Genomic DNA, 20,773 nt, shown 5'->3' on the forward strand with positions numbered 1-20,773 from the left:
ACCTCGTGACATGCAGATAGCCGATCATACCATCGTAGCCATACGCTATAACATGAAAAACAGCCGGGGCGAAGTGCTGGAAGATATCATGAAAGGGGAGCCCGTCAGCTACCTGCACGGGGCGGGGAATATTTTACCGGTGCTGGAGTCGGCGCTGGCCGGCCTGGAGCCGGGCGGGCATACTGCTATCTTTCTTCCCCGGGATCCCGGCGGGGAAGGGCCGGATGACGATCTTTATTTTGAGGTGACGGTAGCCTCGGTACGGGCAGCCACACCCGAAGAGGTGGAGCATGGCGGTCCTGCGTTGCCGGGCACATATCCCCTGTGCGGACCGGACTGCCAGTGCTGAGATTTACTTCATATGCCCGTTAGGGTTATATCTGGGAAGCTATAAAACGTAATGGATGAAACTATACCTGATAGGCGGTTTTTTGGGGAGCGGTAAAACCACCGCTATACAGCAGGCCTATGCGGAGCTGGTCCGGAACGGCGTTTCCGCCGGGGTGATCACCAACGATCAGGGCGTTCAGCTGGTGGACAGCCGTTTTATGGACAGCCTGGACATCCCGTCCAGGGAAGTCACAGGCGGGTGCTTCTGTTGTAATTATACCCGGCTGGAAGCGCATATCCGTTCGCTGGAGCAAACGGAGCAGCCCCAGATCATCTTTGCCGAATCAGTAGGGTCCTGTACGGATATGGTGGCCACGGTAGTCAGGCCCCTGCAGCGGTTTTACCCAGATCTGGACATATCCGTTACCGTATTCGCTGATGCGGGCGTCCTGCTTCCGGTTTTAGAGGAAGGAAAACAGCTTTTCGAGGACAGCGTCGCCTATATTTATGACCGGCAGCTGGAAGAAGCTGATATGCTGGTCGTCAGCAAGATCGACCTGCTGGATGCCGACCGGCGGCAGGAGGTACTGCAGTTAGCCCAAAAAAAATATCCCGGTAAGACAGTACTGGGTCAGGATTCTTTCGATAAGGCCCATATCCGGCGCTGGCTCCGTACGCTGGATGAGCAGGGGGAGACGGAGCGCCGGGCGCTGGATGTGGATTATGCGGTATATGGCGCAGGGGAGGCCCGGCTGGCCTGGCTGGATGAGGAGATGGAGCTGCATACGGATAACGGAACGGCATGGCAGGCCGGTATGGAATTACTCCATCGCATATACGAAGATATTGTCCGGCAGGGTTATCCCGTCGGTCACCTGAAAGCGTTGCTCGACGGAGGCAGACGGAAGATCAAGATCAGCTATACCGCCGGCGGGCGGTTGCCGGATACTCCTGTGCCCGAAAATGACCCGGTCGATAATGTCGTCCTGCTGCTGAACGCCCGGGTGCAGACGGAGCCGGATAAGCTCAAACAGCTTGTTGCCGATGCGATAAAAGATGCTGCAGCAAGGAGAGGGTGCAGGATCACCAGCCGGAAGCTGTCGGTATTCCGGCCGGGCTTTCCAAGGCCTACCCACCGGATCCTGGATTAGCGGATCCGGTGATATCGGCCGCTTTTTGCCGGAAATAGGCTAACCAGCTGCGGATAAGCGCTCCTGCCATATCTTTGGGATATTCGTCCGGCCGGGTGCCCCAATAGAAGCCTATCCATCCCGCTGCCACGGTGCGGGAAGCCTCCACGAATGCATTCAACGTATCTATATTGCATTTCAGCGGGAACATCTCCTCTATAAGCAGGGGCTTTCCGATATCATAGGTTTTCAGGATGCGGATCTGTCCGGCCACGTCTTTTCCGTCCGGATAGAAGTGCACGCTTATGAAATCCAGCTCCTTGGCCACTTCCGGCGAGCAGAAGGTCAGTCCGGCTCCGGGAAAGTATTGTGCCATGGGAATGGCGCCCAGCGTGATGAGATGCCTGCTGTCCGCTGTCCGGATAGCGCTGACGAGGGTATGTATCCAGGTTTTGGCTACCTGTTCGGGGGCTCGTTTGCCCAGGTCAAGCGTGATGCGCTGGCAGTAATATTTTCCGGCCAGTTCCCCGGCCAGCCATTCGGTCTCTTTTTTTGAAGAAGGCCACAGCGGCTCATTCATCAGATCATAGCAGAAAACCGCAGGGCTTTGGGCACAGACCCCGGCTACAGCCTTCCAGAATGCAGCCTGCGCCTTCCAGCGGTCTGCCTCGCCCATTTTCCCGAACCATTCCGGAACGTCTTGTTTGTGATAGTTGCCGAGTCCGGTGATGTCCAGGTAGAGCCCCGTCTTTTCGGCCAGCCGGAGCAGGCGGCTGAGCTGGCGCAGGGCGATGGTATCGGGTTGACCGGAAGCACGCATGAACTTCCCGAACTGCAGGTGTATCCTTACGACGTTGGCCCCAAGCTGTTTGATTTCCCCGAAATCCTCCGCAACGGTATTCCATTCCTGCAGCCAGTAATCCTCGAGCAGACGGCCGCCGTTATCGCGGTCATAGTTCACGCCCCATATTACGAACGGCTGACCGGCCCGGCCCTGGACGAAATGTCTCCCGTCTTTGCTGAGCCGGATCCAGGCGGTCCCCGGGGAGCCGATAGTATCCGGCGGGGAAGTTGCGTGAGCGTTGGCAGGACAAGACAGGCCGATGCAGAGAATACATATCGTGCACAGGATCCTGCCGCTCCTGTAAAGAGCGGAGCCGACATACTTTTTTAAGAAGAAAAAATGGAGCATACGAATCATTATTTTTCCTGGTAACGGCTGAATTTCGCTTTTATCCAGGAGGTGAAATCATAGTATTTCAGGAGCTGCATCTCGTACTTGTCCGATTCGATCGGCGCCAGCAGCGGTGCCGTTTTTTTCCACAGCTGCTGGTTCCGGAAATGCGGATGATTCAGCGGGCTGAGCTGGATGATTTTAAAGAGGAGGCTTTCGGTCTTTAACAGTTTTCCTTTGGCCCGGAAACTGCGCTTGTAGGACCTGATCTCATAATCGAGGTACTCCTGGTCGCCCAGCTCATAGTGAATAAGCAGTCCCAGCAGGCGTGCAACCCTGTATATGACAGCAGGGTAATGCACCTTCCCGGTAAGTACGATCTCGTTGATATATTTGCTGGCCTTTTTAAAATCCCGTATACCGAAATAAGCCAGTCCCGCATAGAAGAGCAGCTCGCTTTGCTTTTCATAATCGCCCGTATGATACATCTTCAGCAATACGGGCGGGATGGCTTTACAATACAGCGCGGCATCCTCAAAATTACCGGTGCCGGTCAGAAAGGCCAGGCGGTAGATCATCACTGTTTTGTCCGCGATGGTGCTGAAATGCTCCGGGTAGGGCAGGGTGGTCAGCCCTTCTATTTTCTGCAGGTAAAAATCCATTTCATCATAAAAACGGATGGTGCGCAGGCTGTCCAGAATACCTTCCAGTGAAGAAAGGTAGTCCATCGGAGGATGATCCCATCTTTCCCGGTTGTCCTCAAAAAGCTGGGTCAGCTGCCGGAACATCTTCAGCGCCGGTTTGTAATCTCCCGTGTCGGTGAAGAAAAAAGACTGGAAAAGCAGATGAAGCTTGCGGGCGGTGAAGCTGTTCTTTACCCTGCCGGTCACCAGGCTTACCTCGCTCAGCAGCAGGTCGTTCAGCTGCTTGCGGTCTTCTTCCGACAACGCCTTTCCGGAATAGATAAGCCGGTACTTCAGCAGCTCGTACAGCGAATGATGCTCATGAATATGATGCATATCCCTCAGCACATGCTTGGCCTTCATCTGCAGGGCCACCAGCTGTTTCTCCTGCATATCGGCAAAATTGGTCTCCGCCAGATAGTCCAGCTCAAAGCGGTGCGAAAGATAGGCGATGAGGTGATTTTCGCGGTCCATGGCGCTGTGCTGTACTTTTTTCAGCAGCTTATAAGCTTCTTCCGGCAATGCGCGTTCAAACAGCAGCCGTGCCTGCAGCATGTGGTGAAACTGCCGGAAAAAATGGTTGTGGTTGATCTTGATCTGTACCAGATTGTCCGTAATGATCCGGAAAAGATACTGTGCGGTATTTTCCAGAGATACACCCGGATATAGCTGCAGGAACCGCTTTTCCAGCAGTGCCGCATCGGTGAGCTTTTCCCGGTCGATCAGATCAAAAAGCTGCAGGTAATCCCGTTCCCCCGCCTGCTTTTTACAGGAAAGGCGGAAGTGTCTCTTCTCGGCGCCTGACATGGATTGTACCAGACGGATCACCCCGTTTTTGGACATGGTGCATGGCGTTTATTACAGGAATAAAGATAATCAACAAAGTTATGTTTTTATAACTATTGATAATCAAATTGTTATAAGTTAAATGAGAAATTTTTAGTTTTCCGGGATTCAGTTCCTGATGAAAAGATGGCTCTTTTTTAAAAAAGGGAACCGCTACTTTTGAAACCCTGTTCATAAAAAAATCAGCCTGAAGTAAAAGAGAAATGCAGACAAAAAAGATCGTAGTAGTTGGGAGTACCAATGTAGATATGGTAGTGAAGACCACTCATATTCCGGTACCGGGCGAGACCGTACTCGGCGGCGCTTTTTTTATGAATCCCGGTGGTAAAGGGGCCAACCAGGCGGTGGCTGTTGCACGATTGGGCGGAGAGGTGACCTTTGTTTCCAAAACAGGGAATGATATTTTCGGAAAGCAGGCTGCACAGACGTTTGATGAAGAGGGCATCCAGATTTCCTGTCTGCTGTCAGACCCCGACCACCCTTCCGGCGTAGCGCTTATCACGGTAGATGAGCAGGGGGAGAACAGCATTGTAGTGGCTTCCGGCGCCAACGCCCATTTGTTTCCTGAAGACCTGGAGCCCGCCCTCGAGCGGATAAGCGCGTCAGATATTATCCTGATGCAGCTGGAAATCCCGATGTCGACCGTGCGTTTTGTGACCCGCTATGCGGCTTCCAAAGGGATACAGCTGATCCTTAATCCCGCTCCGGCACAGCCGCTGGACAGGGAGTTGCTGCAGGGCGTATCGGTGATCACGCCCAATAAAACCGAAGCCGAGATGCTGTCCGGCATAGCGGTACATGATGTGGAAAGCGCGGAAAAAGCTGCCCGCAAGATTCATGAACAGGGTGTGGAAAACGTGGTGGTGACGCTGGGCTCGTTGGGCGCCGTCATCCTGCAGGCCGGGGAATGCCTCTATGTACCGGTGCAGAAGGTCGAGGCGGTCGATACCACGGCGGCAGGCGATGTGTTCAACGGTGCGCTGGCGGTGGCGCTGGCCGAGGGCCGGGACCTGGAGGCGGCGGTGCGGTTTGCCTGTCTGGCCGCGTCTATTTCGGTGACGCGCATGGGGGCGCAGTCGTCTATCCCTTACCGTAATGAGCTCATCGTAAGCGGGTGGACGGTGTAGCAGAAAGGATATAATATAAGTTTATAGTAATGGTAGCCTTAAAAAGCTATGATTCATATTTGCAGTCACGCGTATTCTAAATCTGCTCCATGTTCATTGTAGAAAGCTATTTCACGGCGATCCTTTTCTGTATCATCACCATGATCTGCTGGGGCTCCTGGGCCAATACCCAGAAGCTGGCCGCCGGGCGCTGGCGGTATGAGTTGTTTTATTGGGATTATGCCATCGGCATCCTGCTTTTTTCGCTGCTGGCGGCCTTTACCCTGGGGAGCTTCGGTGAAAACGGCAGAAGCTTCCTGCCGGACCTGATGCAGGCCAGCGGCGCCAATATCGGGAGTGCGTTCCTGGGCGGGATCGTCTTTAACCTGGCCAATATACTGCTCACGGCGGCCATTGCCATTGCAGGGATGTCGGTGGCTTTTCCTGTCGGCATCGGCATCGCGCTGGTGCTGGGAGTGGTCATCAATTACTTCGGCGTGGAAAAAGGAAACCCCGCCCTGCTCTTCAGCGGCGTGTTGTTGGTAACGGTGGCGATCATATTAAATGCCATCGCTTACCGCAAAGCGGCGGCCGGGGGACAGAAAGCCGGCACCAAAGGCATTGTGCTCTCCGTACTGGCCGGAATACTCATGTCTTTCTTCTACCGCTTTGTGGCAGCCTCCATGGACCTGGACAACTTCGTGCATCCGCAACCGTTGAAGATGACGCCCTATACCGCTTTCGTGATCTTTGCGGCCGGTATCATGGTCAGCAATATCCTTTTTAACAGCATCATGATGAAAAAACCGCTGGAAGGCGCGCCCTTGTCTTATCGTGATTATTTTAAGGGCGGTTTTTCACTGCATATTATCGGCGTACTCGGCGGAGCGATCTGGGGGTTGGGGAACCTGTTTAACCTGATCGCCGCCGGTAAGGCCGGTCCTGCCATTTCCTACGGACTGGGACAGGGGGCCACGCTGGTAGCCGCCATCTGGGGCGTGGTGGTCTGGAAAGAATTTAAAAATACCGGCAACAAGGTGACCGGTTTGCTGACCGGGATGTTTATCTGCTTTTTGGCCGGGCTGGGCCTGATCATACTGTCCGGAGGATCCTGAATAAACATTTCCCGTGCTCAGATGAGGATGATATCCGGGGTAGTGTGCCGGCGGGAAAGCAAAATTCAAATAGAATGGATGTAATAATTTTTAATCAGCATAAACCCGTGTTATCAGTTATAAACAATACTTATTTTTCTTTATAAAACCCTGAGGATACTTTTGATGCTTGTCCTGCCCTCAGAGGTCTTTATGTTTTAAGCCGCGTTGAACCCAGTTATACTATCCGGAAAGAACCCTAAGCAGCGACCAAACACGTTTGTTTTTTGAATAAAGTACGACGCCTTGGTAACGTATAATTCCATGTTGATAAATGCCAAGAATGGAGCGTTATATGTTAGTTTTCGGCTCGCGCTGTAACGGAGTTATTGTAAAATTTTTTTCATGATACCAACAGTATTGCGAAGAACAATCTATATCGCCGGATGCCTGATGTTCACCGGCGCTTTGCAGGCTTTTTCCGCGGATCGATATCCGGGTAAGATAAAGCCGCAAGACGTCCGCGAGATAAAAGGTCCGCATAGTCTGGCTGCGCACAGGATATCCGGGAAGATAACGGATGAACAGGGGAACCCGGTGGTGGGGGCTACTGTGTCTGTGAAAGGAACTGCAGCGGGAACCACGACGGATGATAAAGGCCGGTATGCCATTGAGGCCGAGCAGGGACAGACCCTGGTCTTTACTTCTATCGGCTACAAGGCCAAGGAAGTCGTCTACAGCGGGCAAACCCGTATAGATATCCGGCTGGAGGTCGCCTCCACCCAGCTGAACGAAGTGGTGGCCATCGGATACGGTACCCAGAAAAAGGTATCGCTCACCGGCGCCATCTCATCCCTGAACAGCAAGGAGCTGAAGACGGCCACCTCGCCGACCCTTTCCAATATGCTGGCGGGAAAGATGCCCGGCCTGAGGGTGGCCCAGCGTACCAGCGAACCCGGCGTCTACAACACCTCCTTTGATATCCGCGGTATGGGTGCGCCCCTGATCATTGTGGACGGCGTGCCCCGAAGCGATTTTAACCGGATCGATCCCAACGATGTGGAGAGCATCTCCATCCTGAAGGATGCTTCTGCTGCCGTGTACGGCGTCAGGGCGGCCAACGGCGTGGTGCTGGTAACCACCAAAAGGGGTAAGGCAGGTCAGGTAGAGATCAATTATACCGGGACGGTCGGGGGGGCCAGCCCCACTATCTTTCCCCGGGGGCTGAATGCCTATCAATATGCCACCCTGACCAACGAGGCCGACATCAATAACGGCGCCCAGCCGACCTTTTCAAAAGAGCAGCTTGAGCAGTACAAAAACGGAACGCTTCGCGGAACGGACTGGTTCGGCATGCTGACCCGGCAGTATGCCCCGCAGATGCAGCACGACCTGAGCGTCAGCGGCGGTACGGAAAAGACAACCTACTTCTTCTCCGTAGGGATATACGACGACCAGGGATTGTGGAAAAGCGGCTCGCTGAACGACAAGCGATATAACTTCCGTTCCAATATCACTTCGAAGATCACCGACAATCTGGAAGCCCAGATGCTGCTGAGCGGTTTTCAGGATACCCGCAACACCCCTTTCGGAAGTACCACCAGCATATTGAACCAGCCGCTGCTGATGCCGCCTACGCTGCCGGCCTATGCCAATAACAATCCCAAGTATCTCCAGGAAACAGGCGTTTCGCCTTCGAATCCCATTGCGCTGACCAATGCAGGGATAGTAGGCTACAGCAAGTATCTGGACAAGTCGCTGAACGGGAGCCTGGTGCTCAACTATACCGTTCCCTTTGTGCCGGGTCTCAAGGCCCGGGCCATGTATAGCTACGATGTCACCAACAACCTTGGCAAATCATGGCGGAAAAGATATCCGCTTTATACCTATGATAATGCTACCGACACCTACAACCCGGTATACCGTCAGGATCCTTCTACCCTCAGCGAGCAATTTGAGGAGAACCATACTTCGGATGTACAGCTGTCCCTGAATTATGAGAAATCCTTTACCGGCAGGCATACGCTCAAGGCATTACTGCTTTTTGAACAGCTCCAGAAGGATTCCAGCAACTTTAACGCCTCAAAAGAATTTACGCTTGATGCAGTGGACCAGTTCTATGCGGGCAATGCGGCCAACCAGCGGGTCAATTCCGGCATCACCTCCCCTTTTGCCAACCAGGGGATCGTAGGAAGGCTGAACTATGCTTACATGGATAAGTACCTGATCGAGGGAAGCTTCCGCTATGACGGTTCTTCAAAATTTGCCAAAGGGCACCGCTGGGGTTTCTTTCCGGCCATATCGGTGGGATGGCGGCTGTCGGAAGAGTCCTTTATAAAAGACAATATCCCCGCCTTTACCAACCTGAAGCTTCGCGCCTCCTGGGGAAAGCTGGGGGATGATGCCGCGAGCACCTATCAGTTCCTCACGGGCTATAACTATCCCTTCGGCAACTATGTATTGGGCGATCAGGTGATCGGGGGGCTGGCCTCCCGGGGTATGCCCAATCCCGATATTACCTGGTTTACGGCTACCACCACCGATATCGGTCTGGACGGAGAGATCGGCAACGGCATGCTGACCTTTACGGCGGATATCTTCAGAAGAAAAAAGAATGGCATACTGGCCAGCCGGCTTTTAAGCCTTCCCGCGAGCGTAGGCGCAGCCCTCCCGCAGGAAAACCTCAACAGCAACCTGACCCAGGGATTCGAGGTGCAGGTCGGCCATGCCGGTCGCGCCGGGAAATTCAATTACAATGTATCGGCCAATGTTTCTTTCTCACGCACCAAGCTGCTGTACGTGGAAAGGGCCGCTTCCACCAACGCGTACCAGAACTGGAGAGAGAACAATTCCGACCGCTGGAACGACATCGTATGGGGCTATACCGTTGTCGGGCAATTCACTTCCCAGGAAGATATCGACGGCTGGGCGATAGAAGACGGCCGGGGGAATACCACCGTGCTGCCGGGCGATCTCAAGTATCAGGATTATAACCATGACGGTATCATCGACGGCAACGACATGCATCCTATCGGTCGTAATCCCAATCTACCCGAGTGGAACTTCGGTCTGACGGCCAGCGTCACCTGGAAAGGGCTGGATCTGAATATCTTGCTGCAGGGCGCGCATGGCTATTATGTCAACCAGAATGGCGACGGGCTGTTCAGCAACCCAGTCCCCTATAAGCGCAACGGCCTGCTGCCGGAGTTTATGGACCGCTGGCATCATGAAGATATCTTTGATCCCACGAGTCCCTGGGTGCCCGGTAAATACCCGGCTTCCCGCTACCAGGGCACGGCCAATGTAAATTACCTGCCCTCTACCTACTGGTGGCACAGCGATCCTTACCTGCGGGTGAAAAGCATAGAGCTGGGTTACACGTTGCCCGCATCCATTACGAAAAAGATCGTCAAAAGCGTCCGGGTGTTTGTGAATGGCTTCAATATGCTGACCTGGTCCAAGGTGAGCTATATCGACCCCGAGCACAATACCAATACGGCTTACCCGATCATGAAGAACTTTAACGGAGGCTTAAACATAACTTTCTGATATGATGAAGAAGCTGTTTTCTTATACCGCGCTCCTGATGTTGCTGCTCGCCTGCTCCTGCAGCAGCGTGCTGGACATCGCCCCCCAGAATATTATTCAGGGAAAGGATGTCTTTTCCAACGAATCGGCGATAAAGGCGTACCTCGCGACGCTGTATAACAAGATCCCGATACAGGATAACAATTATCAGATCCCCATCAACGCTCCGAACATCAACTATATGTCGCAGCTTACGGGGGAGTCGCTGAATAACGCCTACCGCTGGATGAACAGTGTGGGCGACGGCACCTGGCTGCAATGGTGGGGCTATGACGCCGTACGGGACGCGAATGAATTTCTCGAGAACATCTCGACCGCTGAGTTCCCCGACGACCAGAAAAAGGAATGGGAGGGACAGGTTCTGTTTATCCGCGCCTACTACTATTTTGAGCTGGTAAAGCGTTATGGCGGTGTACCGCTGATCACCAAAGTGCAGAACTTCAACGGCAGCAACCTGGATTCGCTGCAGGTGCCGAGGAATACCGAAAAGGAGATATACGACTTCGTCGCTTCGGAGCTCGACAAGGCGGCCCAGCTGATGGGGGAAACCAGCGCTGAGCGCGGAGAAGCCAACAGATATGCGGCCTATGCCCTGAAAGCCAGGGCCATGCTGTATGCCGCCGCCGAAGCTGAATATGGTCATGTTGCCCTGAACGGTCTGGTGGGCATGCCGGCATCCGAAGCCGATCATTACTGGCAGGCGGCCTATGATGCCGCGAAAAAGATCATTGACGATAAGAAATACAGCCTGTATGCCAAGCAGGACGACAAGGCGGAGAATTTTGCCGATCTGTTCCTGGACCAGGATAATCCGGAAACGATATTTGCCGAGTATTACAGTTACCCCGACAGGGTGCAGAGCTACGACAACCGGGCGCGTCCCAAACCGGAGAACGGAGGACATGTCTGCCCCACCCTGGAGATGGCGGAGGCCTTTGAATATACGGACGGTTCCGACGGAAAGCTGAAGCTGACCGATAGCCAGGGTAACCCCATTGAATACAAAGACCCGGCAGCCCTCTTTGCCGGTAAAGATCCCCGCTTTGCGGCCACCATCCTGTATCCGTTTTCTTCCTGGCCCACCGGCGATGTGGAGGTCAGGGCCGGCATTATCGATAACGGGCAGACCATTACCACCAACGACTACAATCAGCTTTACCAGGGAATGCATATTATCGGCGACCATGGTATCGGAGGCAACCTGGGGAATACGACGACGGGCTTCTATGTGCGCAAATACCTGGACCCCGCTTATACGGAGACGGATGCCGCCGTCAGCCGCGGCAACGACAATCCCTATATCGATATGCGCTATGGAGAAGTGCTGCTGAACTATGCCGAAGCGGCCATCGAGCTTGGAAAGGTATCCGATGCGGCATGGGCCGTGAACGAGATCAGGGGCCGGGCCGGCATAAAGCTGCTCGGGGACGGAGAGGTGACCCGGGATAGGGTGCGTCATGAACGCCAGGTGGAGATGGCTTTCGAAGGCGGTCGTCGCTATTGGGATACCCGCCGCTGGCGCCTGGCCGACAAGCTGATCAACAATACCAAGTTCACCGCGCTCTACCCTTATTACAACTTTAAGGACAAAGCCTACATCTTCAAAACGCTAAAAGTGGGCTATGCGTTGACGTTTTATCCCAAGCTCTATTACGAAAGGATCCCGCCTGCGGAAATTTCAAAAGATCCGAAGCTGATCCAGAACCCCAATTACTGATTACAAACATCAAGGCATATGCACTATAGGAATGTTTTACTGGCGATATCGGTCCTGGCAGCTTTTGCATCCTGCACCAAGAACACCGATAACTACAACCCGCCGGATGCCGGCATACACGGCGCCGTGGTAGATGCGATCACCGGCGACTCCCTGCAGAGCGAACAACCCAACGGCTTCAGGATACGCCTGATCGACGAAGGCTATCAGGATGCCACCCCCATTGATTTCTGGGGGATGGCGGACGGCTCTTTTGAAAACAGCAAGGTGTTTTCAGGGACCTATAAGGTAGTGCCTATTGAGGGAGCGTTTTTCCCGGCAGACACCCAGGAAGTGGCGATAAAAGGCATGGTTGAAGTACAGTTTAAAGTAACGCCCTTTTTGACCATCACCGCTTCGGCGGCCGCAGAAGAAGGACAGATCGTCACCAAATACCGGATCAGCCGGGACAGTGTGGGAGATAAGATTACCGTTTGTAAGTCTCTCGTGTCCACCCATCCCACCATCAGCAACAGCATTTTTGATAAGGCCGTTACGCACGATCTGACCGGTACGGACGACAATGAAATACTGGCTACGGAGTTCACCGATACCCTGCCCGGGTTGGAAGGGGGGAAAACCTATTATGTAAGGATTGCCGCTGCAACGAACAATGCATTGAACAAATATAACTACAGCCGGATCATAAAGATAACCCTTCCCTGAGGACGGTCACTGATGATATATAAATGCAAAGCATGAAAAAGCGGTTAACCTGGATATTTGCCCTGCTGCCGCTGACCGTTATGGCGCAGCAGAACGTCCCTGCCCCCCGCACAGGGTCGCCCGGGCATCCCAACATCATCGTCATTTTCATGGACGATATGGGGTATGGCGACGTGGATGCTTATGCCGGCACCGGTTATACCACCCCCAACATTGACCGGCTGGCGGCGGAAGGGATGCGGTTTACGAATTTTTATGCCGGCGAGGCCGTATGCAGCGCTTCCCGGGCGGCCATCCTTACGGGCTGCTATCCCAACCGCATCGGCATCCATGGGGCGCTTTTCCCGAATTCGAAGATCGGGTTGAACAATAAGGAGGAAACGGTTGCCGAAGTGTTAAAGAAGGCAGGGTATACAACCGGTGCCATCGGGAAATGGCATGTCGGCGATGCATACAAATTCCTGCCGCTGCAAAACGGCTTTGATGAGTTTTTCGGATTGCCCTATTCCAATGATATGTGGCCGATGAGCTACAAAGGCCGTCCGCTGGATACGGCGGATCCCCGCTCAAAGCGTCCGTTGCTGCCGCTGATCGAAGGCAACAGGACCATCCGTTATATCCGTACGCTGCAGGATCAAAATATGCTGACCACCTGGTATACCGAAAGGGCCGTCAGCTTTATTCATCAGCATAAAAGCCAACCGTTCTTTTTATATCTCGCGCATTCCATGGTACATACCCCCCTCGGCGTATCCGATAAGTTCAGGGGCAAAAGCAAACAGGGCATTTTCGGAGATGTGATGATGGAGGTCGACTGGTCCGTGGGGCAGGTGATGAAGGCTTTAAAAGACAACGGCCTGGAACAAAATACCCTGGTGGTCTTTACCAGCGACAACGGTCCCTGGCTCAATTTCGGCGATTATGCCGGTACCACCGGAGGGCTGCGCGAAGGAAAGGGAACCAGCTGGGAAGGCGGGCAACGCGAGCCCTGCATCATGCGCTGGCCGGGCGTAATCCCCCCCGGTACGGTGTGCAATAAGCTAGCCGGCACGATCGACCTGCTGCCGACATTTGCCCGCATAACCGGCGCCCCGCTGCCGCAGCAAAAGATCGACGGGGTAAATATCCTTGCGCTGCTGAAGGGCGACCCTTCGGCCAATCCCCGCGATCACCTTTATTACTACTACAACGAAAACGATCTGGAGGCGGTCCGCCAGGGCCAATGGAAGCTGGTGTTCCCGCATCGCTACCGTTCCTATGAAGGGGTGCTGCCGCGGAACGACGGTCTGCCCGGCCCGTACAGCAAGGGAAGCACCGGCCTCGCCCTGTATGATCTCCGGCGGGATCCCGGGGAGCGCTACGACGTAAAGAAGCAGCATCCCGAGGTGGTAAAGCGCCTGCAGGCGCTTGCCGAGAAAGCGCGCGAAGACCTGGGGGATAACCTGACCCACCGGCAGGGGGCAAACAGAAGGCCGCCGGGAAGAATATAGTTACCGTCATCTTACTCGAACCCGTGGTACCTGTATCAGCTGCTCAGTGGTATAAGATATGCCATGGGCGTCAGGCAGCTGACCGGGAACACTGCTTTATATTTTTTAACCTGAAAATCATATCATGAAAAATAACCTTTGCCGGATTTTCACCCTTATACTCATCTCTGGTTTTTTTTCCTGTAATCAAAAAGGACGGGAAGCAGCTCCGCCTTCGCCGGTGCGCCCGGCAGCCGTCGATCCCAATCCTTCGCACGCGTATCTCTCCGCGGAGGAAAGCATGAAAAAGATTTATGTTCCCAAAGGGTATCACCTGGAGCTGGTGGCCAGCGAGCCGCTGGTAGAAGAGCCGGTGGATATCAAATGGGACGGCGATGGGAGGATGTATGTCGCCGAGATGCGCACCTATATGCAGGATGTGGAGGGCTCCAATGAGAATGTTCCCGTGAGCCGTATCGTGCGGCTGGAGGATACCGATGGTGACGGCAGGATGGATAAAAGCACGGTGTTTATCGACAGCCTTGTGCTCCCCCGCATGATGCTGCCCCTGGGTGACCGGTTGCTGACCAACGAAACAAATTCCTACAACCTCTGGAGTTACCGGGATATAGACGGCGACGGCAAGGCCGATGAGAAAGCGCTGATGTATCACAACGATGCAAAAGATACGCGTAACCTGGAGCATCAGCGCAGCGGCCTGATCTGGAACCTGGATAACTGGATCTATATGAGCAAGGATCCGGCCCGGTACCGTTTTGTAAATAACCGCCTGGAGGTGGATTCGATGCCTGAGTCGCCTAACGGGCAATGGGGGCTGGCCCACGACAACTACGGGAGGCTGTTTTTCTCCCTGGCGGGTGCGAGGATCCCGGCCCTGGCCTTTCAGCAAAACCCGGCTTACGGCGTGCTGAACCTGAATGACCAGTACGAAAAAGGATTCAGGGCCACGTGGCCTGTGATGGCTACTCCCGATGCGCAGGGCGGCGGCAAGACGTTGAGGCCCGACAGCACCCTCGACGGATTTACGGCCAGCTGCGGCCAGTCGGTATTCCGGGGCGACCGGCTGCCGGCCGATATGCGCGGCGATCTTTTTATCTGCGAGCCGGTAGGAAGACTGGTCCGGCGTGCGAAGGTGACCAACCGCAACGGCGAGATCGTGCTGAAGAATGCCTATCATCATTCCGAATTCCTGGCGTCCAACGATATGAACTTCCGGCCCATCAATACCGCGACGGGCCCCGACGGCTGTCTTTATATCGTCGACATGTACCATGGTATTATCCAGGAGAGTACCTGGACGGGCGCCGACTCATATATCCGTCCGCAGATCCGGCGCTTCGGGCTGGATAAGCACATCGGGAAGGGCCGCATTTACCGGCTCGTCCATGACGGCTATGAGCCCGGCCCGCAACCGCATATGCTTGGAGAAAGCAGCAGCAAGCTGGTCACTTACCTCGATCACCCCAATGGCTGGTGGAGGGATAATGCTCAAAAGCTGCTCGTTATCCGCGACGACCGTTCCGTGATTCCGGCGCTGGAGAAAATGGCCTCCGGCGAACAATCATTCTGGGACAAGATGCTTTTCTGGAAAAAGCCGCCCACTATACTGGGCAGGATCCATGCCCTGTGGACACTGGAAGGGCTGAATGCCATAAAGCCGGAGCTGCTCTTCAAGGTCCTTGCCGATAAAGACCCCCGGCTCCGGAAAACCGCCGTATGGATCAGTGAAACCTATCTGAAAAAAGGAGACGAGAAGATGCTGGGTCATCTGAAGCCGCTGATGAACGACAGCAGCATCGATGTACGGTTCCAGCTGTCCCTGTCGCTGCGCTGCAGCGCCCTGCCGGAGGCGAAGTCGATGCTGCAGCAGCTGCTGGCCGGCAACCGGGCCAACAAGGTAATGAACGCTTCCTGGAAGCAATATGAAAAGGACACACGGCGGCGCTCGCTGGAAAGCAGCCTGGCCGGCATGCCCGAAGCGGATAAGAAGCTGGTCCGGAAGGGGGCCGTTACCTTTAGTCAGCTCTGCGCTTCCTGTCACGGTCCGGATGGGAAAGGCCTTTCCCTGGGTGGGAAAAGTATGAACGCTCCGCCGCTGGCCGGACAGGCGCGGGTGAACGGCGACCCTGCGGTGCTGATCAGGATATTGCTGAAAGGGCTCTCCGGTCCGATTGACGGACAAACCTATCCGGACGTCATGCCCTCCATGGAGACCAACGATGATGAATGGATCGCTTCCGTGCTCAGCTATATCCGCAAAGACCTCGGCAATAATGCTTCCGTAGTTCATCCCGAACAGGTAAAGAAGATCAGGAAAGAGATCGCGGGCAGAAAGATATCCTGGACGCTGAAAGAACTGGAAAAATAAACAGGTATACATGAAACAGAAACTTTTACTTCTTATCTTCTTTACGGCAGAAATCGGAAGTGCAGGAGCGCAGGGCGTACTGTACAAGAAGACCGATACTGTATCTGCTGCCGGAACCGCAGCGCAGCAGGCAGAGCAGGCCGCTCCGGCAGATACCATCGGCTTCGTTCCTTATAACGCATTGATGCGAAACAGCAGCGGCGCCGTTTCGCTGATCCCTGCGCGGGATGCGGAGATATCCCCTTATGCTGATATCAACCAGGCCCTCATCGGGAAAGCAACCGGCGTGGAAGTCCGCATCCCCAGCGCAGAACCGGGCAAACGGAATGCCGCCTTTATCCGTGGTCTCTCTTCCCTGATGCTGGACAATGCCGACGTGATGAACGGACAGCCAACCTATGTAGTGGACGGCATTCCGCTCATCCTGGATCATCCTTTTGCCTACGATATACAGCGGTTTGGCGTAAACAGGCTGGGCACGGAGATCAACCTGCTGTCTTTTCTGAATATAAATGATATACAAAGCATCGAAGTATTAAAGGATTTCGAGGCCACCGCCAAATACGGCCCGCTGGCCGCCAACGGGGTGGTGAATATTACTACCTACGGACCCAGGGCCGGAAAGCTGCGCGTATCCGTCAATTCTTATGTCGGCTATGCGCTGAGCCCCGATATTTCCACAACGAATGCGGCCTATGAGCGCGATTTCCGTCTGCCCTTTTATCAGCAATATGCCAGCACCGGACAGTGGCAGAATTTTCCGGCTTACCTGGCAGACTCCACGCGTCCTGAGTATTACGGGGCGGCGGACTGGGACGATCTGTATTATCGCAATGCCTGGAGCGACGGCATACAGGCCGCCATCAGCGGCGGCGGCCGGCTGGCCAACTTCCGTTTTTCCATCGGCCAGCTTTCCGATCAGGGCGTGGCCGACGGCACGGGCATGAACCGGTACAATGTGAATTTCGGCATCAATATCATGCCGGTAAAAGATCTTTTGATCACCACCCGCATCAGTGCGGCTACCATCAACAGAACACGAAACCACTTTCTCCGGGACCGGATAAGCGACGAGGATTATGTTATTGATCTGGAAACTCCTCCGTCTCCCAATAAAGCCATATTGCAGCAATATTATGATTATCTCGCCGACGGCATTGACGATAACAAGGATAACACCATACAGGTAATGGCCAATGCACAATATACGTTCTCGGATAAGTGGAAGCTGAACTCCCGGTTCGGGATCGATTACGTGCAGAATTTCAGGGACCTGTTTATTCCTTCCACGCTGGGCGACGGGAATAATTTTGCTTCCAACTTCCAGGGTCTGAACAAACGCCTCGTATGGGATAATTCGCTGGAGTATCATGAGGATATCCGGGATGCGCATCACTTCGGTGTTACCCTTGGTATGTACACACAGTGGGATAAATGGAGCTATAATTACGGCAAGGCCTATAAGGGGAAAAGCGATTATATCAAGGTATACGAACAGTTCAACAACTCGAATAACTATCAGCTCACCGCTAATTACAAAGACATACTCCAGTCTAACCTGGCCTCTTTTTATGCCAACCTGGATTATAATTTTAAAGAGAAATATTTCCTCAGCTTCTATCTCCGGGAAGACGGAAGCTCGGATATCCCGGCTGAAAATAAATGGTTGTTTTCCCCGACGGTGAGCGCCGCCTGGGAGCTGTCCCATGAAAAATTCCTCAGCCTTCCCTCCTGGGTGAATAAGCTCAACCTGCGCGCCTCATGGGGACTGGTCGGGAAACGCCTGCCCTACGATTATTACAATGCCGGTCCGGTTTACGATGTAAATATCGGCTGGAACGGTACTCCCAACGTTTCTACCTATGACGCCTATCCGGTGCTGAATGCTTCCTATGGCCTGGGTTATATTACGGAGGGGATCCAATGGCCGGTTGTGGAACAGGGCAATATCGGCCTGCAGGCCGGGTTCTTTGATAAGCGGCTGCGTCTGCAGGTTGATTTTTATGCCAAGACCTACCGGGATCTGCTGCTGAAGGTACCTGTCATGGAGGAGCATGGCTATACCGGGGTGGTGAAGAATGGCATGGATATCCGGAACAGGGGATATGAGGTGAGCCTGGAGGGGGATATCTTACAGAAAAAGGATTTTCAGTGGACAGCCGGCTTCTCCGCCTATGCCAACAGCAATACGCTGATGGCCCTCCCCGGCGGCGCACATGATATTACGATAGGCGACCGTCATTTGGTGGTGGGAAAGCCCGTAGACGACTACTGGGTCCTCGTCAATGACGGCATTTACCGGTCAGACGAAGATGTGCCGGTAGATCCTGCAACGAAAGAAAAAATGTCCTACCAGGGGCTTGCGCTGAGGGCCGGCGATCCCCGCTGGCGGGACCTGAACGGCGACTATGTCATCGATGAGCGGGACCGTGTGCTGAAGGGCTCTCTTTCCCCGGATATTGCCGGCAGCTTTACTCAGACCTTTCAATACAGGAACATGACCCTGGGCTTTCTCTTCAATTACGCTTTTGGCAGGGAGGTGATCAATCAGGCGCTCGCCGACCGCTTTGATTTTGCCAACCGGGAAGGGGCCGACGATCTTACGGGGGTAAAAGAGGTCACTTACTGGCAGCAGCGGGAGGAGGATTATGAAAGCATTCCGCAGTATAATCCCTGGAGCCCCGTGCAGCCTTATCAGGCAAACCAGACGCTTTTTCTTCAGGATGCCTCCTTCATCAAGCTGCGTACGGTCAGCTTTTCCTATGACTTCAGGGGGAAATGGATGAAAAAAGCAGGTATAGAACGGTTTCGGCTATACGCCACGGCGGATAATCTCTGGACCCGGACCCCATACAAGGGTGGCGATCCGGAAGCCGTTAGCTATTTCGGATACGATGAAGGCGATTACAACTGGGGTTTCCCGAAGCGCTTTGTGCTCGGATTCAACTTCCGGTTCTGAGGTTACTGCCCTGTATAAAACCCACTGCGGTGACCGGCCGCTGATCATCCGGACATCAAATAAGCTCAAAAGAATGACTATGCAGAAAATATTTATTTTCTTCTTCCTGGCACTCCTGGGAACCGGTTGGATGTCCTGCCATAAAATGCTGGATATCCCATCCAAACGGGCCGTTGCGGCTCCCAATATGTGGCAGACCAAGAACGATGCCTGGGCGGGTAGCTCCGCCTGCTACGGACTTGCCCGTGCGGCGCTGGCCAATGAAAATGCCCATTGGGCATACGGGGAATTGCGGGGACATGATTTTGCGGTCACCAGCCGGGGCGATCTGAATGCGGTAGTGGATAACAAGCTTACCGCCAATTACGCCACCATGGATGAATGGCGTGACTGGCGGCGGTTTTATGCCGCTATCGACCAGTGTAACCTGGCCATCCAGAAGCTGCCCCTTGTACCCGAAAGAGATTACCGGTACTCCACCAGCGAGATGAAGCTGGACCTGGCACAGGTCCGTGCGGTGCGGGCTTTCCTGTACTATTACATGGTACGGATATGGGGGGACGTGCCGCTGGTGACAACGCCTTCGGACGGGTCTTTCGGGAACGTGCAACGGGAAGACTGGCACAAAGTGCTGGAGCTTGCGGCGGAAGATGCCCGGGCAGCCTTTGATGACCTGCCCTGGCGTTATAACGGGAAGTCGCCCGAAGCGCCCGGGAACTATCGCGGACAGGCAGAATCCCACTGGGCGGGTATCGCGGCAAGCAAAGGCATGGTGCTGACGCTGCTGGCCCATATCTATGACTGGGAAGAGAATTATACCGAAGCGTTGAAGTATTGCGACCAGCTAATGGACAACCAGAGCAATACCAATTACCAGCTGGTTACCACAGACCAGCTCACCAAGCTGAACGGAACTTTCAAGGGACGTCTGGATATACCCGGCGGTAATATCTTTCAGCTGGATTTTAACATGACCCATACCGAATATTCCACAACCGGTCAGCTGGAAGACTGGACGCTTCATGAGCCCGATATTCCAAAGAAGGAATCTGAGCTCTACGTGGAAAAGGATACCATCCTCGGCATCTTCGATGAGAAGTCGGACCAGCGGAAAGACAAGTATTTTATCAATATGGACGACGAGCACCCCGAGTTTTATAAGCTCAAGCAGGTCGACGCATTGGTCCAGAATCCGCCCCTTCGTTTTTATACCTCGGCTATCGTGATTTTCCGGTATGAAGAGATGTATCTGCTGCGGGCCGAATGCCGTACACGGCTGGGTATGACCCTTGACGCCGTGGAAGACCTCAATACGGTCCGCGCAAAGCGCGGCTTACTGCCCATGAATGGGACCCCTTCCCAGGACGAGCTGCTCGATGCCATCCTGCAGGAACGCCGGAGGGAGCTTATGGGCGAGGGCTGGCGCTGGTATGATCTTGTTCATTTCAAGAAGGTGCCCCAATACACCAACCTTACGGAGGAAGCGGTAACGAACGGCGCGATATACTGGCCGGTCTCCAAGGCTGCTCTTGAACAGAATCCCATGCTGACCCAGAACAGCTTCTGGAAATAAACTTAACCTG

The 20,773-nt window shown here is 54.1% G+C and carries 13 protein-coding genes; 11 read left to right on the top strand and 2 right to left on the bottom strand.

Annotated features, from left to right (window positions below; genetic code table 11):
* Window positions 1–10: 10 nt before the first annotated feature.
* Window positions 11–349: a peptidylprolyl isomerase gene (locus ABD851_RS09490; RefSeq protein ID WP_344978553.1), complete on the top strand. Its 339-nt coding sequence runs from the start codon at window positions 11–13 to the stop codon at window positions 347–349.
* A 55-nt stretch (window positions 350–404) separates the two neighbouring features.
* On the top strand, window positions 405–1,481 hold the full coding sequence (locus ABD851_RS09495) for a GTP-binding protein (RefSeq protein ID WP_344978555.1): 1,077 nt from the start codon (window positions 405–407) through the stop codon (window positions 1,479–1,481).
* On the opposite strand, the gene ABD851_RS09500 is transcribed toward ABD851_RS09495, so the two are convergent.
* Window positions 1,459–2,652, bottom strand: coding sequence for a cellulase family glycosylhydrolase (locus ABD851_RS09500; RefSeq protein WP_344978557.1), 1,194 nt, complete (start codon window positions 2,650–2,652; stop codon window positions 1,459–1,461). The genes ABD851_RS09495 and ABD851_RS09500 overlap by 23 nt on opposite strands.
* Window positions 2,653–2,660: 8 nt before the next feature.
* Complete coding sequence (locus ABD851_RS09505) at window positions 2,661–4,160, bottom strand: hypothetical protein (protein WP_344978559.1); 1,500 nt, start codon at window positions 4,158–4,160, stop codon at window positions 2,661–2,663.
* Window positions 4,161–4,366: 206 nt separating this feature from the next.
* Between ABD851_RS09505 and rbsK the strand changes: the two genes are divergently transcribed.
* The 9 genes from rbsK to ABD851_RS09550 all read left to right on the top strand — a co-directional run bounded on the left by rbsK (window position 4,367) and on the right by ABD851_RS09550 (window position 20,763).
* Window positions 4,367–5,290, top strand: a complete 924-nt coding sequence (gene rbsK, locus ABD851_RS09510; RefSeq protein WP_344978561.1) for a ribokinase — start codon at window positions 4,367–4,369, stop codon at window positions 5,288–5,290.
* A gap of 89 nt (window positions 5,291–5,379) precedes the next feature.
* Window positions 5,380–6,384 carry a GRP family sugar transporter gene (locus tag ABD851_RS09515; RefSeq protein WP_344978563.1) on the top strand — a complete coding sequence of 335 codons (1,005 nt, stop codon included), beginning with the start codon at window positions 5,380–5,382 and terminating at the stop codon, window positions 6,382–6,384.
* Between the two features lie 384 nt (window positions 6,385–6,768).
* Window positions 6,769–9,912 carry a SusC/RagA family TonB-linked outer membrane protein gene (locus ABD851_RS09520; protein WP_344978565.1) on the top strand — a complete coding sequence of 1,048 codons (3,144 nt, stop codon included), beginning with the start codon at window positions 6,769–6,771 and terminating at the stop codon, window positions 9,910–9,912.
* A 1-nt stretch (window position 9,913) separates the two neighbouring features.
* Window positions 9,914–11,668: a RagB/SusD family nutrient uptake outer membrane protein gene (locus ABD851_RS09525; RefSeq protein WP_344978567.1), complete on the top strand. Its 1,755-nt coding sequence runs from the start codon at window positions 9,914–9,916 to the stop codon at window positions 11,666–11,668.
* An 18-nt stretch (window positions 11,669–11,686) separates the two neighbouring features.
* Window positions 11,687–12,373: a DUF3823 domain-containing protein gene (locus tag ABD851_RS09530; RefSeq protein ID WP_344978569.1), complete on the top strand. Its 687-nt coding sequence runs from the start codon at window positions 11,687–11,689 to the stop codon at window positions 12,371–12,373.
* Between the two features lie 32 nt (window positions 12,374–12,405).
* Complete coding sequence (locus ABD851_RS09535) at window positions 12,406–13,863, top strand: sulfatase family protein (protein WP_344978571.1); 1,458 nt, start codon at window positions 12,406–12,408, stop codon at window positions 13,861–13,863.
* A 124-nt stretch (window positions 13,864–13,987) separates the two neighbouring features.
* On the top strand, window positions 13,988–16,231 hold the full coding sequence (locus tag ABD851_RS09540) for a DUF7133 domain-containing protein (protein ID WP_425549949.1): 2,244 nt from the start codon (window positions 13,988–13,990) through the stop codon (window positions 16,229–16,231).
* A gap of 10 nt (window positions 16,232–16,241) precedes the next feature.
* On the top strand, window positions 16,242–19,190 hold the full coding sequence (locus ABD851_RS09545; protein WP_344978575.1) for a SusC/RagA family TonB-linked outer membrane protein: 2,949 nt from the start codon (window positions 16,242–16,244) through the stop codon (window positions 19,188–19,190).
* A gap of 79 nt (window positions 19,191–19,269) precedes the next feature.
* Window positions 19,270–20,763, top strand: coding sequence for a RagB/SusD family nutrient uptake outer membrane protein (locus ABD851_RS09550; protein WP_344978576.1), 1,494 nt, complete (start codon window positions 19,270–19,272; stop codon window positions 20,761–20,763).
* The last annotated feature ends 10 nt before the right edge of the window (window positions 20,764–20,773 follow it).

This window comes from Compostibacter hankyongensis (genome assembly GCF_039541075.1).
Lineage (GTDB): Bacteria > Bacteroidota > Bacteroidia > Chitinophagales > Chitinophagaceae > Compostibacter > Compostibacter hankyongensis.